The following is a 25105-nucleotide window of genomic DNA, read 5'->3' on the forward strand; positions in this document are numbered from 1 at the left end:
GGCATTTTCTATGCAAAGTCAACGTTTTTCTCCAATATTCTTGAATCGTTTAATTAAATATTCACTTTATCGGCATTTAATACAATATTATTGTATTAAATGAGAGAACGATGAAGATTGCGCGGTTGCGCAAATCGATGACACGCTTTACCCCATTGTGAGACTTATTGCCTTTATTAATTATTGGTCTAGCATCTAGTTAACATTTTTGTTTGGATGGTATGCATGTGTCCAACCCCTCCCCCTTTCAAGTTCATATAGTACTAGTAAATGATAAAAGGAGGTAGTACAATGGCCACCTTCATTAAAACCATAAAAGGTGTCACCAAATTCTGTGGGAACACTAGTATTCAGAGTAAGAATTTCGGAAAACTCCATTTAAGGGTCGTTCTTGTTTCAAAGGTTGCGGCGAATGAGATCGAGGCTGTTACAATTCTGAAGATGGGTAATAAAAACCTGGCAACGATAAGAACAAAAATAATCAACGGGAATGTTGTTAGGCAAAAGGCAGCTTTTGGCAAGGGATTTTTGCCGGGTATTAGGAATCTAATGCTAAAACAAACCAGAAGAAATAATAAAACGGTTATTAGTGGACTCATCAATGGAGAGCGGATCAAAGCTTTTACTCCAGGATGTAAATGTAAACGATGCAGCTGCGGTTCAAAATCCATACAGTTACAAAATGGTACGAAACTCAATTTCACGATCAATAAGAAGCTAGATTGCGCTTTAAAACGGCTTTTTGCGAAGTTTAATTTGGAAATGGCTGCAGCAATCAAAAAGTTCGGAACCTCTAACCCAACATGTCTTGAGGAATGCAATAAAATTGCGCGAAAATGTAATGATGACTGCTTTTTTGATAGCGTGTGTGCGCCTGCTTGTGAGGCCGCTAGAGCCGTGTGTGTTATTACAAGATGCCTCTAACAGTTAATAACTTTCGTTTGTTGAATGAAGTCAGCCGATTATTTATGATCTATACCCTTAGCGTAATAAAAAAATGGAGCAGTTGCCCGCGGGCAAGACTGCTCCTTTATTTGTTGAACTAAGGTATCCCGTAGTTTACCGCTCATAACTTCCGGCTTCCGTAATTTCACCTGATTATAGTAATCCCGAAAGCGTATCTCCTGAATTCCACTCTATCGTCGCAGTCAGACGATCACGCGGTAGTGAAGATGATACGTTAGCAGCGTTGATCAGGTTAGCCATCTCAATAACGCCCTCCAATTTTCAGGTTCCAACGTGACCAAGGCTTGCCCCTCAGAACTTGAATAAAGAAACATCCATTGCTATTTTTATTTCATTTTCGTAGCTCGTTACTTGAAATTTGCCGTACTCTGTAAAACTAAGATGCGGAGTATTCAACCGATTTGGATAATCGTTGAGATGTTCTCCCTGACCATGCCGAATAAATATGAATTCCATTTTCCGCCCTCCAAACGGCAAATTCCATATTAGGTATTCTATGATTGTATTGAGCAATTCTGCCCTTTAGTTTAACTAAAACAGCAGCCGATTACTTGCCGGCTGCTGTTGTGCATTAGCTTATAAATAAAAGCTGCAGAAATCAGAGTAAGTTAAAATTGAATAATCGTGATTCTATTTCCGTCTGGATCGCATACTTGAAAACGGTCCCCACAGACATTCTCTTTTACGTCTCCGATTACTTTTATGCCTTCTTCTTGTAATACTTTGAAAAATCCCTTAACGTCCTCGGTAATCAATTCGAACATCGGTGGGGGTACTTCTTTGGAGACTTTCCATGGCTAGTACTTACTCGCACGTGGCCTTATTTTATATTGCTCACTAGAAAAAGCGGCGGCTTTTGCCTAAGTCGTGCAAACAGATAGGTATCTGCACAGTCCTGAACAGAATCTGAAGCGTAATGTATGTGAAGAAAGGAGGTGGATCCAAACGACCGGTATGAGGAATGCAGATCGTTGAAAAACTTACGCGAGCTAGAAATATGAATGGTTTTATACCTTTGCGAAACAATTGGAGGTAGATCTAGTGAAGAAGGTAAAATATAAAATGGGGAAATTGGGAAAGTACGAATTCATGAAGAAATATAAAATGATACGCATATTTTTGCCAGACACTCGAAAAGCAACTTTGTCTAACATTAAAATAATGCTGACATTGTATGGATCAGTTTACTTAAAACCCGATGAGGGAACGGGTGGTCATGGGATATATAAAATCACGAAGGGCAAGAATAGCTTTATTTTACGTACCGGTTCGAATTCGCGTATTTTCAGCTCATTAAATGACTTATATACTCCAATTCAAAGTATTCTAATTAGGGATAAATATATTGTTCAAGAAGGAATTGAACTGTTAAAACACAATCATCGTCCGTTCGATATTAGAGTCATGGTACAAAAGAATAGAAAAGGAACATTAGATGTTACTGGGATTATTGGAAGACAAGCGAAACGTAATAAAATAGTAACGAATTTTCATTCTGGAGGAACTCCCTTACCTATAGATACCTTACTTAAATCATATCTGAGTGGCGAATCAAGGAAAAAGTATATTCAAATCATTGAGAGATTAGGGAAAGATGCTAGCACTGTTCTTGGTGAAAAATATAGAAGTAAACGAGCTTTCGGAGTAGATATAGCCATTGATAACAAAATGAAACCCTGGGTTTTGGAGATTAATACCAAGCCTGATATGAGCATCTTTAACACTTTGAAGAACAAAACGATGTACCACAGGATACTAAGCTACTCAAAAAATAAAGGGTGAGCAGTAGGTTAGGATGCAATTCTCTCATCTACAGATATGCGTCCGTATAACTTTGATGAATAAATAATGTCTTGTTTTTTATTCATCACGTTTTCTGCATCACCTTATCGGGAACCGGAACAGGTTCTTATCCGTGAAGGTAAATGTATATTTCGGATGGTATGAACCACATGGATTTGTTAGCAGCTGAGTCGCCTGACATTGTCGAATCTTTTTTGTATCGCTTCCAGTCCTTTGTTCCACGACTGAGTGAAACGATCTTCAATGGTTATTTATACTTCACCTGTTATGGGGAACATAATGAATCCGCATCTTGATGTCCTGCTCGTAGTCCCCGAACTGCCGGCCAAATATACTCATGCCTCCTTTATGATCAGCATTCGAATCCACTCCGATCTGCAGGCGCAAATACGGACGACCTTCCAACTGAAGATCACCGATACCTACACCCGATACTTTTTTCATGTCCATTGTTGTTCGGCCCCCTTCGACCCGCCATGTTTTCAAGAGGCCGTATTGCGTCATCCTATCGAGCCACCAGGAAGGGTTAAGTCTGCCGCGGTGATCTCCGAAATCTCCCGGGCTCGTCCACATTCCGATTTCAATTCCGTTCACCCGGACCGATATATCCGACAGCCACTCGTTATCGAAGTTGGGTGCCTCCGAACAGAGTTCCATGGACAGCTCAAGCGATTTAATTGTAACGTTTAGCGGGAGCTCCAGCGGCATAATGTATTCCAAATAACCTTTGCTGAACCAAATAATCTGCGCATGTATATGCTTCGGATGGTAGAAGCTCGCCGGCTCGGAATCACGGATGATCATTTCTGTGTCGCTTGCCATACCGCAGGTAGGGTATACTTCGCAATCACTGTACAATCCAATCGGGATTTAGACCTCATACACGACGTCATTTTCCTTGCTGGATGGTATGGCCGGGTTGATGCTCATATGAATGTCATCATAAATGAGGGTGCATACCTTCATCGCCCCTCGAGCTGCAGGCTTCAGCTCCGTCGTGAGCAACTTGGCCGCCTCCAAAATGTTGACGTTGTTCGCCACAGTCGAAACCGGTAATTTGAGCGCTTCCGAAATTTCGATAATATTCATGCTACGGGTATAGAGCAACTTCAGCATATCCACCCTCGCCCGAGTGGACAATGCGTGGGCAACCTGAACCAACTGATCCGGCTCATACACATTCAAATCATATAACATACTAATCCCTCCTTCTTGTTCCGGCTCTGTTGATAGCTACAAAAGAGCCTAGGTTGTTTGTTTGGGACAACAGATGAGGATTCTATTGTTTTTCTTTCAAACGGTTTTATCGGACGTTATATTTCAAGTAACTTTCGTTCGCATAACCTGGGACAATCACTTTCGTGTGCGTAGTTTCTTCGATCAACTCCAAAAAGTAATGTAGTATAATTCTAGTCGAAATCAATTGATTGATTAAAATAAAAAATAGCTTTAAATGAACTATCCTGCCCGTTAGTTGATAAAAAGGCAGCCGACCAAAAAGCCGGCTGCCTTTAAATGTGGATATCAGATACCCCAAGACAAGTCTCGCATTTTCTAAAGCGATGAAATTGGCCTTTTTATGACCTTTGTACGCTTTTTCGTCTTCACTCATTCATTTACTATACGTTGGACATGTTTTCCAGTCCAAACCTCTGGCCGGTCAGTTTGTCAGGGTACCATTGCGTTCCTTCATCAAGACTTTACGGTCGCCATTCGGCCAGACGGTGGTCTTCGTAACCGTTCCGGTTGTCTGGTCGGTGACGCTGGTGGTTGTGCTTCCGTCCGCATTCTTAGTGGTCATGACAGGCGTGGTCGGGGCGGTCGAACCGGCAAGCTCGTTGTCAGAGCTGCTGCCGCCGCTGCTCGCATATACACCGACAGTCACAACGCAAGACGCTGTGTAGCTGCCGTCTGCAGTGGTCGCCGTAATCACAGCCGTGCCGGAGGCGTGAACACTCACCAGACCGTTCTCATCCACAGTAGCTGCAGCCGGGTTTGACGACCTCCACGTTACAGTCTTATTAGCTGCTTCAGCGGGTTCCACATGTGCGGTGAGCTGGACAGTAGAGCGCCCATGGTTGGTATACAATTGTGCACTGGTTAGGTTCAGGCTCACACCGTTGACTGGAATCGGTTGATTAAAGGCCATAATAGTGAACTCCACATAAGGACTTGCTTTATGAGTGTCTGTTTCGCGGTATCGAACCCAATATGTCCCGGGCCGCAGCTTAACAAGAGCATCACCTTCTACATTGAACCAGGTGCCCCCATTGTCGGAAGACCATTCCATGGAATCATTCACCCCGTTGATACGTCCATCATTGGCCCCAACCGCTGTTTCATTGACTTGCCCAAGACCTTCGGGCGCAGCCTTCGGTCCTCCTGCAACCATCGCTTTGAAATCATCGAAGTCTATGGAGGCATTGGCGTAGCCGTCGATACCGAACCGCTGACCGATCAGCTTGTCGCCGCCTGTGTGGCGGAAATTGTAATCCGTGGCCACCGGAACATCGTCAATATAGACGGTGTAAGTCTTGGCATCCCAGTTTGCTACCATTTTGATGTTGTACCATGTATTGTAGGAGACGTTTTGGACTGCTTTTTTGGATCCACCGTTCTGTACGATAAACTTACCGGAATCAAAAGCCGTGACCATGGAATAATTGTCGGTACCGCTATCATTTCTCATCATGGCGCCATTGGCGTACGGGAAGCTGCTGTTTAATCTGGCGCGATATTCGATGACGATGCGCTGATCCGGCTCAGCCTTTACCTCGCCTGTATATGGCAGGAGCAGGTTTGCCTTGCCCGAAGTAGCGGTTGTGGTCAGTCGAAGAAATTTATTCCCGTCTTCTTCCTGTACAGTTGCGGCGGCGCCATTGGTCAGATCTTCGGTGGTAATGCCATAAGGGTACTTGCCCACCGTATCGCCGGAGAAATCCCGATAAGCGTTATAGACAACGCCATCCTGCACGCTGTTAAGCGAACCTAACAGAGCCGCTTCCGCCTGAGCAAGTTTATCCAGTTCCCCGTCAATCTGCTCTTTGCTCAGATCCGCGTTGGAGGCCATCTCCTCCGCTTTGTCCACCTCGGCCACGAAGGCGTCATACTTGGATTGGCTATAGTTGCCTAGCCCATCGCCCAAAGGATAAGAGAAATTCGCCAGTCTATTGCGGAGTTGATTCACAATGTCATCAAGGCCCCATCCTGCAATAACTTCTACGGCTACAGTGGAAGGAATATCATGGCCATCCACCTTCAGGGTGACTGGCACTTGAACCGTGCCAAGAGAGCTGAAATCCATTCCCTCCGGCTTCCAGCTGACAACTTCCGCCGTCATCGACTCGCTATTGTAGACAACATCTACAACGCTGGGCCGATCAGGAGTCACTCCGGAAGGAGTCTTCACGGCTGAAACCACCTGAACCGTATCAGAAGCCTCGATTACCGTCAAATGGATTGCCGTTTTGTTGCCGTTGTATTCGGCTGTAATAAGAGCTGTGCCCGGTTTAACTGCGTATACCGATGGGATGACCGAGACAGAATCAATCCGGGCCACCGCGGGATCGCTGCTGGTATACTGAGCATCAGCTGTCACATTCCTCATTTCATAGTTGTTATAGCGTGCAGTTAACTGCAATGGGCTGCTTTTCTGTCCGCTGGTCAGGATGCTGTCCAATCCGCTCATGTCAAGGGACTGCACAGATTTAGGCTCTGCGACAACGGTTACCGCGGCCGTAGTCGTTTTCCCGTTATATGCCGCGGTGATTGTCGTACTGCCCGCCCCTACAGCCTTGACCTGACCCCCTTCGTCAATAACGGCTACCTTCGTGTCGGAAGAACTGAAGGAAGCACCTGTGTCAATAGCGGTATAGGTAGCGCCCGTTACCGTATACAGGGACAAACTACGGGTTTCGTTCAACCCCAGGGTGAATCCCGGAGATTCAAATAAAATTTCCGATGTATCCAGCTTGAATAGATCCATACTGTCGATCTCGGCCAGATTGTTACCCTTCGAGAAGAGGATGATGTTGTCGCCTTCCTTCAGGTAGACTTTCGCCGTGGAGGCTCCCCAACGATTCGGACCGGAATAGACGATGCTCAATTTGGTACCGGAGCTGCCGTTGACCGATAAGATATGGGAGGCTTCCGCTGCATTGGGGGAGTCGTTGGCATTGCGCACGGACAGCATATAAAATCCCGCATCCGGCACATTTACTGTAAACTGGGCGTAATCATTGGCGTTCTTGATGCCCGTGATCTTCATCCCGCCTGAAGCGGTGCTTTCCCGCCGGACAGCCGGATAAGTTTCGCCATACGGATCCTTCACCAGCAACGCATTTTCCGCTTCATAGCGCATCCGCATCGGCTCGCCGGAAGGCGTGGCAATCGGTATGTTCGGATCTACGGGCTCTCCCAGGTTCGGCGTATTGTCGTCGTTCCAGGTGAATTTCTGCGTGTAGACTTTGCGGGTCCAGCCTGATCCCGACCAGCGGGCAGCATGGTAAATGATCCAGTCCTCCACGCCGTCAGGAGATGAGACGATACTATGGTGGCCAGGGCCGTAAACACCATTGGCGCTTGAAAAGATTGGCTTATCCCGTTTTACCCAGGAGCCGGGGTTCATTACATCGTCGCCAATCTTGGCCGTGATCAGCCCGAGGGAGTAACTGTCTGTCCAGCTTCCGTTGGCGGAATAGATCAGATTGATGGTGTCGCCCTTTATCGTGACCTCGGGGCCTTCATTGATCCTGCCCGGAGACGTTTCCCAGTCATGTTCAGGCGTCGAAATGAGTACCCGTTCCGAACCGATGGTCCGTGGATCGCTCATCTTTGCGATATATAAATTTTGGAAGCTTCCGTCCGTTTCCTCCCACCCGGACCAAATGAAATAGTGATTCTCATTTACAGTCAGCACAGTGCCGTCAATTGCCCAGCGGTCGGTGGAATCGGTGATCTTTCCTTTGAACTCCCAGGTTCCTGTCATCGGATTATCACTGGCGTTCTCCAGTACGTACATGCGGTGGTTTGCGTTGGTTCCGTCATCGGCTGCGAAGTAAATATACCATTTGAATTGGCCATCGCTATCTCTGAGATAGTGCATTTCAGGGGCCCAAACATCGGAACTGTACATGGTGCCCTTAACCGGTGTCCAGGCTAGGCTTCTCTCGCCCGCATCAATGCCGGTAATGGTCTTCGCTCTGCGGATCATGATGCCGCTGCCATTGACAAATACATTGTAGTAATAGCCGTCCGTATGCTTATAAACCCAAGGGTCGGCCCCGGTTTGCATGATAACATTGTAGAAATCAGATACATCCTTTCCCCCCTGCCGGGATGCCAAATCGGATGCCTTATCCGCTCGATCCGGCGTCGACTCTGCCGCCATAGCCGCTCCATTCCATTGCGACAGCATCAGCAGCACTGCGAGACAAAACAGCAGATACCTGAATCTTTTTCTAGCCCATAAAACCGCTTTCAACATTACCCATCCCCCAGTCGCATTGATTTTTCCAGCCATGTCCTCATTCTACTTTCCGAGAAAATTTAAAAAATGTACTATCTTAAATTGTTTTTTGTAATCGTTTTAGAAAAGCCGAATATAAAAAGGACACCATCCCCGATTAAGGGATGTGTCCTGAAGGATAACCTTTACATACTCATTGTTATTATACTTCGATCCAAGGATATCCGGGTGACCATTACGGTGTAGTGGTGTGTCCGGCACAGCGGGCATAACCCTATTCTCCCGAAGGTTTGCGGTGGTTTAACAGCATCGGAATCTTTACGGTCACGGTTGTTCCCTGGCCGAAACGGCTTTCAATGGCGATCCCGTAATTGTCTCCGAACAGCAGCCGGAGCCTGTTATGGATATTGGATAGTCCGATGCTTGTAGCAGGTTGGCCATCTGGTGCAGACTCCGGGTACACCATGCCCAGTTTAGCCTGTAGGGAAGCCAATTGCTCCGGCTCCATTCCCTTCCCGGTATCCGTGATCTGGAAGCACACATCCCCATTCGCATCCATGCTTCCGGTAATCTGAAGCCCTCCCCCTTGATCCATCCGCTCCAGCCCATGATAGACCGCATTCTCCACAATGGGCTGAAGAATCATCTTGGGGGTTTTCATCTCCAAGAGTCCCTCTTCCACATCGATGTCGATGATATATTTATTCTCGTACCGGATGGCGATAATGTTCATATAAGCCTGAATACAGTCCAGTTCTTCCCTTATCCGCACAAGGTCATCTTTTTTTATACTGTACCGGAATATTTTGGACATGCAAGAAGCAATTTGCGCGATCTCCCTGCTTCCATATTCCAATCCGATGCTGCTGATGCAATTCAGCGTATTATAGAGAAAATGAGGGTTGATCTGGCTTTGCAGGGCTGAAAACTCCGCCTGCTTCTGACTCAGCTCGGATTCATATAATCTGGCCTGGGTATTGAACATATCCCTTGCCATCTCCTCCCTTTCATTGATCACCCGGTTAATGTCACAGGCCAGCATGCCTACCTCATTGGTAGACCGGACTTTAATGCGGAAGCCAATGTCCCGACTCCCCACTCTCTTCATATCCAGAACAAGTCCCATCACCGGGCGCATCAGATTGTTCATAAAGAAACTGCCCATGATAAGCATGCTTAGAATAATCCCAATTCCCACGATAATGCTGACTTTCCGCATGGGGTTCATATCCGAAGTAAGTTCTTGCACCGGAATCATACTCACAACCCGCCACCCGTCTGCCTGCTCCAAACCCTTGACCTGGACAAGAATATCTTCCCTGTCGATGGTTGTTTTGACCCCGTTAAGCAGGATGCCCTTATCCATAGACAGAACGTCCCTGAATAACGCGCCTCGGGCTTTGAAATTGGTGGAAGCAATCACCTCATCCCGGCTATTCAGAATGTACAAGGTGGAGTTGGGCGTTAGCTCCGTATTTTCCACAAGCCCTTGCATCTTTTCCATATTGACCAAAACGGTACAGTAACCTGTAATCTGGGAGAAATGGATTCCCCCGATGGCCTCCACAATCGGCGCTATATAAAAGAACTGTTCTGTTTCTGTTCTGTCATCTTTTAGAATCGATGTGAACATCCCTTTGTCCCGAAGCGAAGGATCATCCTTATACTTCTGGATAAAGGCATCATAACGATCGAGAAAAAAAATATCTCCGCTTGCTGACGCCAAGCTGTAGAGACGTCTACCCTGAATGTCATTAATTACAATTCCGTCCACATACGAATTAAAGGATCTCATATATTCCATGAGATCCAATGCATTTGGACCGCTATTAAACGCCCTTATGTAATCATCATCCACTACAGAAAATTCCTGAATCCGTTTGCTATTGACCGCAATGCTGGTGCTGACCCTGATATCACTAAACGCAGAATCAATTTTGCGGCGTGTTTGTTCAATCATCTGGTTACTGTAATGGGCGGCTCTCTTCTGGGTTAAATTCGAGAAACTATAATAGTAATAAAACTCCATGACAGTAAATATAACGATAGAGAATAAAAAGATAAGCCATATCTGATGCTTCAATTTCAGTTTACTGATCTTCATGGCCCGCCGCTCCGTTCATATTAACTTTTTCTGAATTTGGTGGGCGTCATCCCGCAATGCTTCTTGAACACTTTATTGAAATAATAATAATCGACATACCCGGCCTTAATGGCCACTTCCTCGATCGATAGATCCGTTTGCCTGAGGAGCTCACGGGCTTTCTTGATTCTGAGCTCCGACACATACTCAGAGAAGGTTTTTCCCAGATTTTTTCTGAATAATTGACAACAATACACCTGATTAATGAAGAATTGGGAGGATAAATCCTTCAGATACAATTTCTGTTCAAAATGCTGGTTAATATAATTTATCATCCTGTTGAAGCAGGACTGAATGTCCCCTTCCTGCAAAGAGCGGCTGTTTCCTATCCTGATGGAGACGAGGACCTCATGTAAAAAGCTGCATAGAGACTCAAAGTGTTCAAATCGTTCCTTGATCTCGGAATAATTCAGGAATTCCAGTTCCATATCCTTCAATTCCTCAGAATATGCGTTGATAAGAATCCCTACGGCTTGATTCCACAAGTAGACAACCTCAGTCATGCCCAGATGAAAATCCCTGAAATATGCCTGCAGCCTTTTAATGTACGCATCCACGTCGTCTAATTGATTTCCGTGAAGGATATGGTAGATTTCATCGATATACGGCTTCACCAGATGAAGCCTCGGCTCGTAGTGAACGATGCCTCCGGCTTCCTCCAGAAAAAACTGGGACGCGGACAGGTCCGCTTCTTTAATCAGCTTGCTCATGTGCTGAAGCTGGCTGGAGATGCTGCTGATGCCCACCGCATGTATACCCGTCTTATTCAAAACCCATTCATCCCAATGTCCTTCCAGATAAGCCCTTTGCTCTGTCATCAGAACAACTAGCATTTTTCCGGTTCCGGCTTCAACTCCCACAGCATTAACAGGCTTCCCTTCCAAAAACAGCTGCTTTCTGAAATCCTGCTTTTCTCCCTCGGAATAGATGACAAGCACCTGATAATAGCATACGGCTGCATCATCGGAAACCGGTAGAAAGCGCCTTATCTCGTCCTCATCCGCCGAGGTCAGCGCATCCAGAAGGAGTTGGTTGCGTGCTGTGCTTCTCCGGGAGAAGTGCATGGCCAGCTTCGCAATGAACGGGTCAGTCTTATCAATATCCAAAGGCTTCAGGAAATAATCCAGCGCGCCGTAGCGCAGCGCTTCCTGGGCGTATTCAAATTCCGCATATCCGCTTACGATGACAAACTCAATGTTCAGCCCCTCTCCTTTGGCTCTCTTCATCAGATCCAGTCCGGAAATCTCCGGCATACGGATGTCCGTAAATACCAAATCTGGTTCATCCGCTTTTATGGCATCCCACGCTTTGTAAGCGCTTTTAAATTGTCCGGTAATTTCAAATCCATACTTATGCCAATCGAAGGCGTTGCGGATTCCTTTAATTGCCCACGGCTCATCATCGACAATCATGACCTTGTACATGGGTATCCTCCTGAACATATGGATTCTTCCGAATAATAGCAAAATTATTCGGGAACAGCAATCGAAATACGGATAAACCACAGACTGGTTTATCCGTATGCAATGGATTACTTGCTCTGTGCTTTGACTTCTCTATAGTTCTTTATATTCTCGTCTTGAACTGCCTTACCGCCGGCATCCATATATTCTTTCACCAGCTTGTCATACAAGGCGTCGAACTCTGCCGGCTTGGCAACGACCAGCCTGTCACTCATTTGCTTGTTCATGTCACCCAATGTTTTGCCGTATTTAATACTGGCTTCGTTCGAGACGCCATAATAGAAGCCTGTATAACCATCCGTCGTATTGATTTTGTATGAATCGACAGCCAGTTTTTCATAGCTCTGATCTCCGGCTGCTAAGGCTGCTGCGTACGTTCGGACATTCTTTTCGGTATCGCCCAACTCTGCACCGTTTACAATTAGAGTATAATCCATATTCAGATTGCTCGTTTGCATATTTTCGCCGGTTTGCGCAATCCCTTGCGGGATGCCGTTTACCAGCTTATGGTTGACGCCTTCTTCACCAAACTGAAGGAAGAACAACACCTCCGGATCAGCCATCCAGTTCAGATACTTTATGGCCAGCTCCGCATTCTTGCTGCTTTTCGGGATGAAGGAGAAAATCCCGTTTTCATTGTACATCTCTTTCAGGTATTTCCCCTCATCGTTTTTGAAGGTATCTACAGCAACAAAGTTGGCATCAGGTGCATTTTGCTTCAGTGGTTCACGAATTTTTTGTGAAAGTGGATAATCCCAGTTGGCAGCGTAGAAGCCTACCTTGCCATTGGTCACATCGGCATCCGCTTGTTTGGTTGTTTTATCCAGTGCAAAGTCGGGGCTGATCAGCTTTTCATTGTACAGTTTGTTCAGCCATTTATAAGCATCCTTGGTGCCGGGCTTCAGCCAATTGGTGGTGGTAACGAATTCCTCCTCGGACATCGGACCCCAGAACGAAGGAATCAGGTTGCCAAAGGTGTAGTTCATGCCGGAAGCCGCTGTTGCCCACGGAAGGACACCATCCACATTACCCGGGTTCTTGTCACGGAAAGCAACAAGGGTATTATATAATTCATCCCGATTCGTTGGAACAGGCATTCCCAGCTTATCCAGCCAATCCTTGCGGATAAACATGCCGTTCCAAGCAATCAGAGTCCGCTTGCCTGGGATCGAGATTTGTTTGCCCTCATATTTCCCGTAGGAAAGAACTTTCTCGCCCAGGTAAGACTTTAATTGCTGGCCATGCTTCTCCAACAATTCATCCAGTGTATAGAGGCCACCGCTTTTTGCGAAACGGGTTACGGTATTACCGTCATAGGTGAAGGAAATATCAGGAGCTTCGTTGGCAGCCATCAACACATTCAGCTTGTCGACTTCCTGGGAACGGGGTACAGGAACAAACTTTACAATGGCGTTATTAGGCTTGCCGAATTTTTCATTGACATATTTGGTCCATGTGTTGTTGTTCAAGTCCGGTTGTCCCTGAATACCTCTGTCAAACACTTCCACTGTTAAGGTTACAGGGGAACCGGAAGATGCTGCTGATTCGGCCGATGATGCCGTCTCTCCACTCTTCTTGTCAACACTTCCACAGCCTGCCGTAACAATGGCCAAAAGCGCTGTACTACATAGAATTGCTAATTTCTTCTTCATGCCCGTATTCACTTTAAACCACCCTTTCACGTTGAATTCATTGTGAATCATCTAAGCTGTAAATCCCTTTCCTCTTTATATCCATCATCCGCCAGCCCGGGAATCACCCCCCATCATCTTGATCCGTCCCCCATCAGCCCTTGATAGCTCCGGTCATCACACCATCTACGAAATACTTCTGCAGCTTGGGATAGATCAACAAGATCGGTATGGTTGTAAACATAACGCTGGCCGCTTTCAGAGACTCAGGGACAATATAGGAACCGACACTTCCTTCTCCTCCTTGTTGGCTATCCAGCTGCTGATTGGCCGATATGATCTGGTATAGCTTCATCTGCATAGGATACAGCTCTTTTTTCGTAATGTAGAACAGCGCATCCTGGAATCCATTCCATCTGTCCACCGCATAAAAAAGGCTTAATGTGGCGATCGAAGGCAGCGAAAGGGGGAGCACAATCTTGATGAGAATGCCCAGATCCGAACACCCGTCAATGGCGGCCGATTCTTCCAGGCTCTCCGGAAGATTGCTGAAGAAGGTCTTCAGGATGATCAAATTAAACACGCTCATGGCACCCGGTAAAACCAAGCTCCAAACCGAATTCATCATTCCCAGGTTTTTAACCAGAATATAGGAGGGAATTAAACCGCCGCTGAAATACATGGTGAAGACCAACGCCGTCAAAATAAAGTTTCTTCCCTTCAGCCGCTTCTTCGTTAACGGATACGCTGCACAAATGGTCAGTAACATACATACCAAAGTATAAAAAATCGTAAGCACAATACTGTATCCAAGCGTATACAGCATATCCATATCGCTCAAAATCGTTTTGTAGGTTTCTGCTGTGAAGTCTACTGGCCACAGTCCTACTTTTTGGGAAATAATCGCTTCGTTGGAGCTGAATGAAAGCGCAATCATATACAAGAACGGAACGATACAAGTGAAGGACAATGCCACGATAAATACGATAATGGCAATATCCGCTACAGTCATTTTTTTCTTCTTGCCCCTAGTGCTCGCCATCCTCACCATATCCCATCCTCGCCTAATTTTTTCGCAATAAAGTTGGCAGATAACAGCAGGATCAGGCCAACCACGGATTGGAACAATCCTACCGCTGTTGCCTGGGAGAAATCACCCGAACTAATACCAACTCTGTACACGAAAGTACTGATCACATCAGAGTAATCGCTAACCAGTGAATTCCCCATCACAAAGGGACGGTCAAACCCGATGGAAACCATTCTGCCTATTTGGAGAATCAGCAAAATATTGATGGTTGATTTAATGCCGGGCAGTGTAATATGCCACATTTTGCGAAGCCTCGTACAGCCGTCAATATCGGCGGCCTCATACAATTCCTTATTGATTCCGGTTATGGCCGCCAAGTAGATGATGGTGCCCCATCCGATATTTTGCCATACGCCAACGGCAATATAAGTAATCAACCAAGGTGTTTTCCGCGATAGAAACTCGATCTTCTCCAAACCGAAGCTCGACAGGAAATTGTTGACCATGCCGCTGTTAGAAAACATCAGATAGACCATACCGCCGATAATAACCCAGGACAAAAAGTGGGGCAGATACAACACGGTCTGGGTCATTTTCTTGAATCTTGCCTGTCTCACTTCATTAAGCAACACCGCCAGAAGTATGGGCGCCGGGAATCCCGCGATCAAGTCCAGAACATTCAGGACCAGCGTATTCTTCAATGCACGGTAGAAGCTGTCCTGCTCGAAAATAAACCGGAACACATCCAGTCCTACCCATTCGCTCCCTCTAATTCCTTCAAAAATGTTGTAATCCTGGAATGCCATAACAAGGCCATAGATGGGGGCATACTTGAAAATCAGGATATACGCCATAGGCAGCAGCAAAAGAAAATATAAAAGACCGTCTCTTTTGATGTAGTGCATAAAGTTATTTTTCCTTTTTGTTGCACCGTACTTTCGGGAGCTGTCTAAAACCGCTTTCATTCCTCTCATCCCTCCGACTGTATTAAGGAGCTCTTATGTCTATCATTTTACATTCGGGATCAAATAAAAAAATGTACTCCCTTAAATCAATTTGGTAATAACTTAAAAAAGTAGGTGTATGCCTTCCTCGGCAATACCCGTTTAAGCCTGGAGAAAACACACCTATGTTCGATATAAATCCGAGTGTGGTTTTTAAGCCACTAAAATAGAAGATAACTCCTGTACCGGTACAGGAGTTATCTTTTTACGTCCCCAATGATATCTGTGGTTATTGTATATCGATTAACATCCTGTAATAAACGGGATGAATTTCCCCTTTCCTGTTAAGCGGATCCCCTCCTACAAAAACAGATGCCAGTACTGCCTGCCTAAATGGGTACGACTATACTGGTCCGAATGCTGTTTTCTACCGCCCTCCTTTTCACTTCCAACCAGCCATTGAAATGTATGTCCGCCGCTCCGTGCACAGGATCAAGTAAGAAATATAATCGTCCCGACTTGACAGCAGGAATGGCAAGTATGTAAAAGGGCACGCCATCCTAAAACTATTTAATAGAGTATATAGGTTGTATCGACCCATGTAATATATTCATTCACCCATATTTATTGCTGTGATCCTTATCTATAATCCAATTTATAACAAATGGATACTTTCCAAGGATATATTGTGTTTTTATCCATTTTAAAGAACATTTTGTAAATGGCGGTGGCTTTTATTGTGGCCTTCCCGTTATTGATTATTAATCGTGGAAAATGATTGGTTCCGTATTCTATGTGAATGACAATAAAAGGACGTGGAAAATCGATAGTATCCGCGTATGGTGTCCGTTATATCGAAAGATTTGTAAGGAGGTGATAAAAATTGGTGAATGCAAATGAATTATTAAAGAGTATCCGTCGTTTTGAAAAAACCTGAGGTCATTGAAAGAGTTCATCTTGAGCATTCTTCACAGACTGTATGTAGCTCTGGCACATGCGGATTTTATTGCAAAGGCAGTGGTAAAGAATTAGCAGTAAAAAAATAGTATCCATATTACAAGGAGGATTGAGATGTTCAATTTCAAAAAAGCATTAAGCCTGATGCTAACGTTTTCTTTGGTTGCGCCCCTTGGCGCAGCGGCCGCGGACGGGACAGGCAGCGTAAACATACCCAACCGGTACAACACACCCTACTCTGTCGATGACGATGAGATCTACATCTTCGCTGCTAACTACAAACCGTTCGAATATGGCGCGGACGAGGGCGACCACACCGGCGGCGACACGGTATTTAACACGATCATCGGCGACAAGCTTCGGGAAGCCTTCCCTGGACTAAAGATCAAGTATGGCACCTGGGACTATCCGGTCCGCTATGAGGATCTGGATAAAGCCGGGGTCGTGCCCGACATCGTCATCGAGAACCCGTACAACCGGATCGACCGTGACCTCGAACCTCTTGGCTGGGTCCAGGACATGACTCCTATGATCGAGCAGAGCGGGATCGACCTGAGCACGCTCAACCCGGCCGCAGTGGAGATGGTAAAGTCACGGTCCGATGGCGGGATCTACGGCGTTCCGCTCTTTATCGACGACTATATGCTTTACTACAACAAGAAGATCTTCGATAAGTTCGGCGAGAAGTACCCGACGCCGGGCATGACGTACGATGAGATCTTCAAGCTGGCTAAGAAGCTGACCAGGCAGGATGGGCTCGACGCATACAAAGGATACATGCAGCATCCCGACAACTACATGCAGTATAACCAGCTCGGGCTGTATCCGTTCCAGCCGACCGACAGCGAGGAGCCCGCACCAGAGGACGTGAAGGTAGACATTACGTCACCAGGGTGGAACCAGTTGGGAGAGAACATCGATCGCTTCCTCTGGCTTCCGCGTAACGGGTTCACCACGGTCACCGACTTCCTCAAAGGTGACATGAGCCGTCCCGGGCATGTCGCGATGGCGGTGGATTCGTTGCAGAAGCTGCCGGCATACGTTGGCGACGAACTCTTTATCAAGGATGGGGACGAAGCGAAATACAATGAGTGGTTGAAGAGTATCGATGTCGGCGTCACGTCGGTGCCAGTATTCAAGAAAAATTCAGAGACGACGTACCAGCCCAACACGATGGCGGCGTTCATTCCACCGCAGGCGCGCCATAAGGAGGAGGCTCTCCAGATCGTGAAATGGCTGGTCTCGGAGGAGGGACAGATAGAGCTGTCTCGCCATGCCATCAAGGGGGTCCTGGAGACGCCAGCAGTCGTGGACAGTTTTGGTGACGATGTGCCAGGGCTGGCCAATGTCGATACCTCGGGTGTTTACTGGGGTTCCAATGCTGTCGTAAAGAACTACCAGAACACCGAGTACTGGGATATTCCGCTGTATTCCGTGTTCCGGCAGCATGTGTTGACAGACGCGATGACGGTTGAGGGGGCATTGACCGTCACCGAGACCGAGGATATTCCCAACTACATCAAATCCCAGGCGGGCGCGGGTAAAGACTGGTAACCCCCACCTGATCCGCGCCGGTGCCGCGGTTCGCCCACTGGAAGTAGTGGAGCGCGGTCACCAGTGTGCTGCGCAAGAAGCAGCTGAAACCGGTGAGGGAATACGGAGAGTCGACGCCAGGCGCGTAATCGGCTTGAATGGCGTCCTGAACTAAATTTATCCATTAAAAAACCGGCAGACGGGAATAAGGATCCCGACTGCCGGTTTTTTATGGATTCCTGCTGTTATCCAGCCATTAAATGCAGCAGCTTAGCCAGCATCTTGGCGGTCTCTTCCCTCCTCGCCGGATTCGCGATAACAATACATCGTTGAGGGGAATAGCGTCTTCCGGTCTACATGGCGGAAAATTTATGTATTCGGCGACGGTGAGCGTCTGGCGAGGGCGACCCTAGCGATGTCAGCACTCTTCATTGTCGTTCGATCATCGGTGTTGTGCGCCATCGCCGCAAGATCTGCCCGCCCACATCATTCGGCAGCCATCTTGGCTTCCGGGGCGAATGCCCCAAGCCTGTTTTGCCTGCGCAAATGGATGATTTGGGCCGTCAAACCAAGAATGAGAATGACGCCGAGACCGGCTTGACAGCCGAGGAGAATTGGCGAATTTAGATCGGCGACCAAGGGGTGGCCATTTGGAACACGGGTCAGAATTTCGGTAACGGTCGGCAACATCAGCAGAAACGCCGTTAGGCTCAGGAAGATTGTTTCGAGGTACTTGCCCGCACGCCCAAAGCCCGAAATACGCCCGATGCCGTATCCGGCGAGCAGCAGCAGGATCGTTGCCGTACCAATGATATAACTGACCGACTGATGTGCAATGGGAAATACTGTGATAGCGCCAATCAGCATCGAAATGAAGTAGACGACACCTGGCCTCGATCGAGGCACAATCCGTCCGTAACGAGCAAACATATATACAGCCAGCGGAATGGCGGGCAAGCTGCTGAGCGTATGCACCCAGCCGAGTGATGAAATTCCAAACATAATTGTCTCCTTCCAGTCCTTAAGGACAAGGGTGAATTTGTTCTTGTCTCGAGCCGATACTAGCGACTTACAGCATCTCTGATCGAATCGCTGATGGATGGAGGCATCGGCATTCGCGCCTGCCAACGCGGATTTCCACTCTCCCGATCATCGTAAACTGACGATGTGTAGTCGGCATGCCGTGTTTCGGCACTTGGCAGTTATGATGCGACTTATTCGTAATTATCGAGCTTAACCTCGATAGTACGTAGCCTCCTCTCTAGATGGGTTAAGCTAAGGATTGTTCACCTCTTTTCATCTTGATCATGACTGAAACCATCGCTATCGCGGCTTTCACCACAAGCGAGTCGCTCCAAGAGCGGGCCTGTCACGACGCCGAATATTTTCGGATCGCCATAGGCCCGTGCCGAAAGCATCGCGCCGTGAACGGTCGCCATGAAAGCTTCGGCCTCGTCACGAGGGGTGTTCACCAGTTGAAGTTGTCCGTGCTGCGCGCCGCGCTCCAGCACAGATGTCAACCACGCCGACAGGGAGCGGAAATGCGCCCGGACTTCTAAGCCAACTTCCTCGGGCAGATCGGGGAGCTGGCTTGCCAACAGCGCGCAGACACAAAACGGAGCGCTGGCGTCCGCGATGCAGGCTTCCCAATAACCAACATAGAACCGAAGCTGTTCGAGCGGTTTGGATACCTGGAGTTCGAGATTCGTCATCCCCGCTTCAGCTTCTTCCCGATACCGCGCAACCAGCGTTCGGACCAGATCGACCTTGCTTGGGAAATGGTGATGGATGCTCGCCTTACGAATCCCAATCACATCAGCGATGTCGGCATAACTAAAACCGTTGTATCCGCCAGTGATGATCAGAGATTGTGCACAAGCCAGGATGTCGTTATAAGTATTAGATGAATTTTTCATATCTTCAGTCTACCTACTAGTAGGTAAATTGTCAATAGCGAGTCGTGGCAGAGCAATTGCCGGTATCCTGACTTACTGCATGAACGCTTTGACGCTTTGCTTTGTCTGGCAAGGTATCCCTCCCTTCTGCACTTCGACAGCAGCACAGGAGGCGAACGCTCTACATATTTGGTTACCATCTGCTTTCCGCCTAATAAAAAAAGCCGCTCGTAATGAGCGACTCTTCTGTACAGCTATTCAACTTTTTTTAATGCACGTTCGATCTTTTTTTTAATAACTAAGCATCATTAGTCTAAACAGCTACCGAATGCTTCCGACATTTCCGTTACACCATTCTCCTAAGCTATTGGTCCGTTTTCTCTAAACAAGTGGTGTCCACCTACTGATAGAACATTGTTATCAAAACGCTGTTAGCTTCTGTTACGAACCAAAAAACCTCCAACCCTTTTTGCAAGAGATGGAGGTCTTAACGAATGAACAAAATGTCATTGTGTTTCATTCAATAAGAGATCACATTTTCTAAAATGATAATTCATACTTTACATCAATTGCCGCGGCAGACTGCTCTACTTTCGTATTATAAAATTACCGGCGGTAAATTTGGAGAGCCCGAAAGGGATGCCTCTAATTAGTCGGTCGACCATTACTTGCGCGGATGTCGGCAGACAGCTCGAATCGCCTGTAGCCCTCCATCCGGAACGGACGAGTCGGCGTCGCCCAAGGAAGCGGGTATTCACTGTACAGTTGCCGCTTCGCCGCCGCGTCCCTCATCTTCTCGGACAAGCTGGGCAGCAAGCGCACCGTGGAGTCGCCATCCTCCCGCTCGGTCACGAACCGGCCGGGAATGGCGCGAACGGCGCAGGCCGACTCATAGGCACCGTTGGATACCAATACGAAGCTTCGGCACGCCTCGATCGGCGAGAAGAGCGATTTGCCCGGGGTCTCGATCGCTTCCATCAGGTTCAGATACATGTTGCGCATCAAATCGGCCGGACCAAACGCCAAGTCTTCCTCGCCGTCCTGCGCGCGAATCGTCAACTTGTTCTGGTAATTCCAATGCGCCTCCCCGCGCGTTCCGTACACGGCAATGGAAGGCACTTCGTTCGCTTCGTGGCAAAGCATGGCGTAAAAATAAACGCTCACACCGTTAGCCATAACGGCGCGAATACAGGAGACGTCATCCCCCTCGATGTCGTTGACGTGGTAAAGCTCGGCCTGCACCGATTCCGGGTACAAACCTGGGGCGCCTTCGACTCCGGCCGCCAGCAAGCAATTGTGCAGCAAGTGGGCGAACGGATTGTTGAACGTCCCGTCCAACACAAACTGACCGTCGCTGACCAGTTTGCCAGCCCAGCGGGTTCGATCGTAGTACGAGCGCAGCCGTTTCCACATGCCAACGCCGACCACATGCTGCACATGCCCGAGCACGCCGGTGCCGAGCTTTTCCAGCAGTGTTCGTAACGCCTGGCCAGACGTAGTCTGGAAGTTCACCTGGCACAAGCGGCCGGTCTCCCGCTGCACGGTGATCATCTCGTCCAGGTCTTGAATCGTTATCGCCGGAGGCTTCTCCACCAGCACATGAAAGCCCATCCGCATCACCTGGATGCACATCGGCTTGTGGTTGGGAATCGGCGTGACGATCACGACGAAATCGATATCCGGATGAAGCTTGAGCATCTGTACATAGTCCGTATAATGGATGGCTCCAAGCGCTGTCAGCTTACCGTAGGACTCCTGATGAGCGCCGACATTCGGTTCCGCAAAAGCAACAACCTGCAGGCTCCCCTCTCCGGCCAGCTTCTGCATGACTTTCACATGCTCAACCCCGAATCCCCCGATCCCGATCAGCGCGGTGCGACAAATCTTCACATTCTTTCCCTCCATAACCTATGCCTTGACAAGCCGGGAAGCGATCTCCCGGCCCGCCAAAGCTGCAAATAATAATTCATACGTGCTGCAAATAACGTTCCTTGATTAGCGCGAGCGCTTCGTCTCCCGGCATATCCCATACTTGTTGGTTGAAAATTTCCACCTCGATCGCCCCCGAGTAACCGACCGCGTCGACGGCATTACGCATCCGGCGCAGCTCGATGACACCGTCCCCCATCATCCCTCTGCCCATCAGCAGGTCGGGTACGGGCACGATCCAATCGGAGACATGGAAGCCGAGTATCCGCCCTCTGGCCCGCTCAATTTGCGCGTACAGCTCGGGGTCCCACCAGACGTGGAACGCGTCGACGACGACGCCGACGTCCTGCGGGTCGTGCTGCTCTGCGAGCGTGTTGGCTTGCGCCAGCGTATTGATGACGGAGCGTTCAGCGGCGTACATCGGGTGCAACGGCTCGATGCCGAGCTTGACTCCGTGCGAGCGGGCGAACGGCACAAGCTCCGCGATCGCCTCTTCGACCGTCTTGCGGGCGAAATCGATATCCCGGTCCGGCGCCGGTCCGCAAACGAGCACGAGCACGTCGGTGCCGAGCTCGGCCGCTTCCTCGACGGCGCGACGGTTGTCGTCCATCCGCTCTTTGCGCCCAGACGCGGTTGCCGCCGGAAAATAACCGCCGCGGCACAGGCTGGAGACGCGCAGGCCCGCGTCCCGCACTAACCGCTTGCTCTCGGCCAGGCCGGTCTCGGCCACTTTATGCCGCCACAGCGCGATCCAAGGCACTTCGGCGCGAACGCATGCTTCCACGGCCTCACGCATATTCAGCCGATCGGTCGTAATCTGGTTCAAACTGAGTCTGTCTATGGAACGAAGCGGTTCCATGCTGATCCCTCCCGGATTTCAAACATCGCAATAAATTATTACGGCCGAATACCCGCCAGCGCCAAGACAGGCTTCATCCGTTCGGCGGCAAGCTCCGGATCGGCCAATAGCCCGGCCCGGTCGGCAAGCACGAACAGCTCGGCCAAATGGATGATTGAGCGCGATCCCTCCGCTCCCCCGATCATGCGAAAATGCGATTGACGGCCGTTCAAGTAGGCCATGAACACAATCCCCGTCTTGTAGGCGTACGTCGGCTTCTGGAAAATATGGCGCGACAATGCGACGGTAGGCTCCATAATCGCCTCATAACTGACGAGATCGCCCGCGTCTAGCGCATGGAGCGCCTGGGCGGCGGCCGGCGCGATCGCGTCGAATATGCCGAGCAGCGCATGGCTGTAGCCCTGCTCATCACCCTTGATCAGCTCCGGGTAGTTGAAGTCGTCGCCGGTGTACATCTTGACGCCTTCCGGCAGTACCCGGCGCATTTTGATTTCTTTACCGGCATCGAGCAGCGAGATTTTAATCCCGTCGACCTTATCCGCATTTGCCCGAATGATGCGCAAGCAAACGTCCATCGCCTCGTCCGGATCGTCCTTGCAGCCCCAATAGCCGGCCAGAGCGGGATCGAACATGTCGCCGAGCCAGTGCAGGATGACCGGCTGTTTCACCTGCCCCAAAATGCGCCCATACACCCGCTCGTAATCCTCGGGACCTTTTGCGCAAGCGGCAAGCGCGCGGCTGGCCATCAGAATGACTTGACCGCCCTCGCCTTCGATGAAGCCGACTTGTTCTTCATAGGCGGCTTCCACGTCGGCGATCGTGACCGACGGTCCCGGAAGCAGATGATCGGTTCCCGCGCCGCAGGCGATTTTGCCGCCGACCGAGCGCGCTTCCGCGATCGAAGCGCGGATAAGCTCCTTCGAGCGGTTCCAGTCGAGGCCCATGCCGCGCTGCGCGGTATCCATCGCTTCCGCTACGGCCAGACCGAGCGACCATAGATGGTGCCGGTAGGCGAGCGTCGAGTTCCAATCGATCTGCGCGTGATGCAGCGGATCGGTGTCGGCAAACGGATCGCAGACGACATGGGCGGCCGAGAAGGCAATACGGCCCGTAAACGGCTTGGCCGGAACGGAGAACGAGCCGGCTTTGCCCGGAGCATATTCGTACAACGCTCCCCCTGAGCGGGGGAGGAGCAGCGATTTGGTCATCTGTATTCCCCTCCTTAAGAGGTAATTAAAAAATCGGCTTTTGATCACGAAGTATAGCTATGAAGATTACTCGACATCGAATCTTGAATTCAGCCGGGCCTTCCGCTACTCACGTAGGCTCAGCTTCGGCACGTCGATCCAGCGGCGCTCCTGCCACGACTGCAAGCTGAGATCGGCAAGCTGGGTGCCCTTCGCGCCTTCAAGCAGATCCCACGGGAACGGTGTGCCGATGACGACATGCTTCAAGAACATTTCCCATTGCACCTTGAACGCGTTGTCGAACGACGCGTTGTCCGGTACTTCCACCCATTGGTCGCGGAACTGAAATGGATTCGGAATGTCCGGATTCCATACCGGCTTCGGCGTGTTGACCCGATGCTGCGTCTTGCAGTCGCGCAAACCCGCCACGGCGCTGCCTTCGGTGCCGTCGACAGTCACCGTGAGCAGATCGTCGCGGTCTACGCGCACCGCCCAGGACGAGTTGGCCTGCACGATAATGCCGCCTTCCAGCTCAAACATGGCGTACGCCGAATCATCCGCCGTGCAATCATACGGAATGCCCTGCTCGTCCAGACGTTTCGGAATATGTGTAGCGGCAAGACAGGAAACAGCCTTCACTTCCCCGAACAAATTCCCGAGCACATAGCGCCAGTGTGCAAACATGTCGACGATAATGCCGCCGCCGTCTTCCTTGCGGTAGTTCCACGAAGGCCGCTGACCCTCCTGCCAGTCGCCCTCGAACACCCAATAGCCAAACTCCATCCGCACGGACAGGATGCGCCCGAAGAAGCCGGAATCGATCAAGCGCTTCAGCTTGAGTAATCCTGGCAAAAACAGCTTGTCTTGCACGACGCCGTTTCTCACTCCGGCCTCGGCGGCGATGCGTGCCAGTTCGAGCGCCCCTTCAAAATCGACGGCCGTCGGCTTCTCGCAATAAATATGCTTGCCCGCGGCGATCGCCTGCTTGATGCTTTCCGCGCGGCGCACCGTCGTCTGGCTGTCGAAATAAATTTCATTGTACGGATCGTTGAGGCATGCTTCAAGATCGGTGCTCCAACGCTCGACGCCGTGGGCGGCGGCCAGCGCCTGCAGCTTGCTCTCCTGCCGGCCGACCAGAATCGGGTCGGGCATGATGACGTCTCCGCCGGGTATTGCGACGCCCCCCTGCTTGCGAATCGCAAGAATCGAACGAATCAAATGCTGGTTGGTTCCCATCCGTCCGGTAACGCCGTTCATAATAATGCCGATATTGCGAACTGCCATCGTTCATTGCTCCC

At 49.2% G+C, this 25105-nt stretch carries 18 protein-coding genes; 3 read left to right on the forward strand and 15 right to left on the reverse strand.

All coding sequences use genetic code 11. From position 1 onward, the window contains the following. The first annotated feature begins 291 nt into the window (after positions 1-291). Entirely contained in the window at positions 292-924 is a 633-nt protein-coding gene (locus CJP46_RS25215; protein WP_094598403.1) for a hypothetical protein, read from the forward strand. Positions 925-1574: 650 nt separating this feature from the next. Here CJP46_RS25215 and CJP46_RS37640 read toward each other — a convergent pair. Then, positions 1575-1730, reverse strand: a complete 156-nt coding sequence (locus tag CJP46_RS37640) for a VOC family protein (RefSeq protein ID WP_373558036.1) — start codon at positions 1728-1730, stop codon at positions 1575-1577. A gap of 277 nt (positions 1731-2007) precedes the next feature. On the opposite strand from CJP46_RS37640, the gene CJP46_RS25225 reads away from it, so the two are divergent. Continuing rightward, positions 2008-2748 (forward strand): YheC/YheD family protein, encoded by a 741-nt coding sequence (locus CJP46_RS25225; protein WP_256992520.1) that lies wholly within the window; start codon positions 2008-2010, stop codon positions 2746-2748. 279 nt (positions 2749-3027) lie between these two features. Here CJP46_RS25225 and CJP46_RS37420 read toward each other — a convergent pair whose 3' ends face one another. From CJP46_RS37420 to CJP46_RS25265, 8 genes are all read right to left on the reverse strand, one after another. Next, a complete protein-coding gene (locus CJP46_RS37420; RefSeq protein ID WP_306431086.1) occupies positions 3028-3573 on the reverse strand; it encodes a hypothetical protein in 546 nt (181 codons plus the stop codon). A 66-nt stretch (positions 3574-3639) separates the two neighbouring features. Then, the gene (locus CJP46_RS37425) at positions 3640-3966 is read right to left on the reverse strand and encodes an ArsR/SmtB family transcription factor (RefSeq protein WP_306431087.1); all 327 of its coding nucleotides are present in this window, start codon (positions 3964-3966) and stop codon (positions 3640-3642) included. Positions 3967-4429: 463 nt separating this feature from the next. Then, complete coding sequence (locus tag CJP46_RS25240) at positions 4430-8254, reverse strand: family 43 glycosylhydrolase (RefSeq protein ID WP_094598405.1); 3825 nt, start codon at positions 8252-8254, stop codon at positions 4430-4432. A gap of 256 nt (positions 8255-8510) precedes the next feature. Then, the gene (locus CJP46_RS25245; protein ID WP_094598406.1) at positions 8511-10340 is read right to left on the reverse strand and encodes a sensor histidine kinase; all 1830 of its coding nucleotides are present in this window, start codon (positions 10338-10340) and stop codon (positions 8511-8513) included. 20 nt (positions 10341-10360) lie between these two features. Further along, positions 10361-11803 (reverse strand): response regulator transcription factor, encoded by a 1443-nt coding sequence (locus tag CJP46_RS25250; protein WP_094598407.1) that lies wholly within the window; start codon positions 11801-11803, stop codon positions 10361-10363. 107 nt (positions 11804-11910) lie between these two features. Beyond that, positions 11911-13545: an extracellular solute-binding protein gene (locus tag CJP46_RS25255; RefSeq protein WP_256992521.1), complete on the reverse strand. Its 1635-nt coding sequence runs from the start codon at positions 13543-13545 to the stop codon at positions 11911-11913. An 82-nt stretch (positions 13546-13627) separates the two neighbouring features. Next, a complete protein-coding gene (locus CJP46_RS25260) occupies positions 13628-14524 on the reverse strand; it encodes a carbohydrate ABC transporter permease (RefSeq protein ID WP_094598408.1) in 897 nt (298 codons plus the stop codon). Next, positions 14518-15408, reverse strand: a complete 891-nt coding sequence (locus CJP46_RS25265; RefSeq protein ID WP_256992522.1) for an ABC transporter permease — start codon at positions 15406-15408, stop codon at positions 14518-14520. The genes CJP46_RS25260 and CJP46_RS25265 overlap by 7 nt, the downstream gene beginning before the upstream one ends. Before the next feature lie 1110 nt (positions 15409-16518). Between CJP46_RS25265 and CJP46_RS25270 the strand changes: the two genes are divergently transcribed. Beyond that, positions 16519-17958 carry an ABC transporter substrate-binding protein gene (locus CJP46_RS25270; protein ID WP_094598410.1) on the forward strand — a complete coding sequence of 480 codons (1440 nt, stop codon included), beginning with the start codon at positions 16519-16521 and terminating at the stop codon, positions 17956-17958. 465 nt (positions 17959-18423) lie between these two features. Here CJP46_RS25270 and CJP46_RS25275 read toward each other — a convergent pair whose 3' ends face one another. From CJP46_RS25275 to CJP46_RS25300, 6 genes are all read right to left on the reverse strand, one after another. After that, positions 18424-18939: a hypothetical protein gene (locus CJP46_RS25275; RefSeq protein WP_094598411.1), complete on the reverse strand. Its 516-nt coding sequence runs from the start codon at positions 18937-18939 to the stop codon at positions 18424-18426. A gap of 284 nt (positions 18940-19223) precedes the next feature. Then, on the reverse strand, positions 19224-19853 hold the full coding sequence (locus CJP46_RS25280) for a TetR/AcrR family transcriptional regulator (protein WP_094598412.1): 630 nt from the start codon (positions 19851-19853) through the stop codon (positions 19224-19226). 624 nt (positions 19854-20477) lie between these two features. Next, a complete protein-coding gene (locus CJP46_RS25285) occupies positions 20478-21722 on the reverse strand; it encodes a Gfo/Idh/MocA family protein (protein WP_094598413.1) in 1245 nt (414 codons plus the stop codon). A gap of 76 nt (positions 21723-21798) precedes the next feature. Beyond that, complete coding sequence (locus CJP46_RS25290; RefSeq protein ID WP_094598414.1) at positions 21799-22620, reverse strand: sugar phosphate isomerase/epimerase family protein; 822 nt, start codon at positions 22618-22620, stop codon at positions 21799-21801. Between the two features lie 38 nt (positions 22621-22658). After that, a complete protein-coding gene (locus CJP46_RS25295) occupies positions 22659-23828 on the reverse strand; it encodes a dihydrodipicolinate synthase family protein (RefSeq protein WP_094598415.1) in 1170 nt (389 codons plus the stop codon). A 105-nt stretch (positions 23829-23933) separates the two neighbouring features. Continuing rightward, a complete protein-coding gene (locus CJP46_RS25300; protein WP_094598416.1) occupies positions 23934-25091 on the reverse strand; it encodes a Gfo/Idh/MocA family protein in 1158 nt (385 codons plus the stop codon). Positions 25092-25105: the final 14 nt, after the last annotated feature.

It is taken from the genome of Paenibacillus sp. XY044 (assembly GCF_002257645.1).
In the GTDB taxonomy this organism is placed as follows: domain Bacteria; phylum Bacillota; class Bacilli; order Paenibacillales; family Paenibacillaceae; genus Paenibacillus_AQ.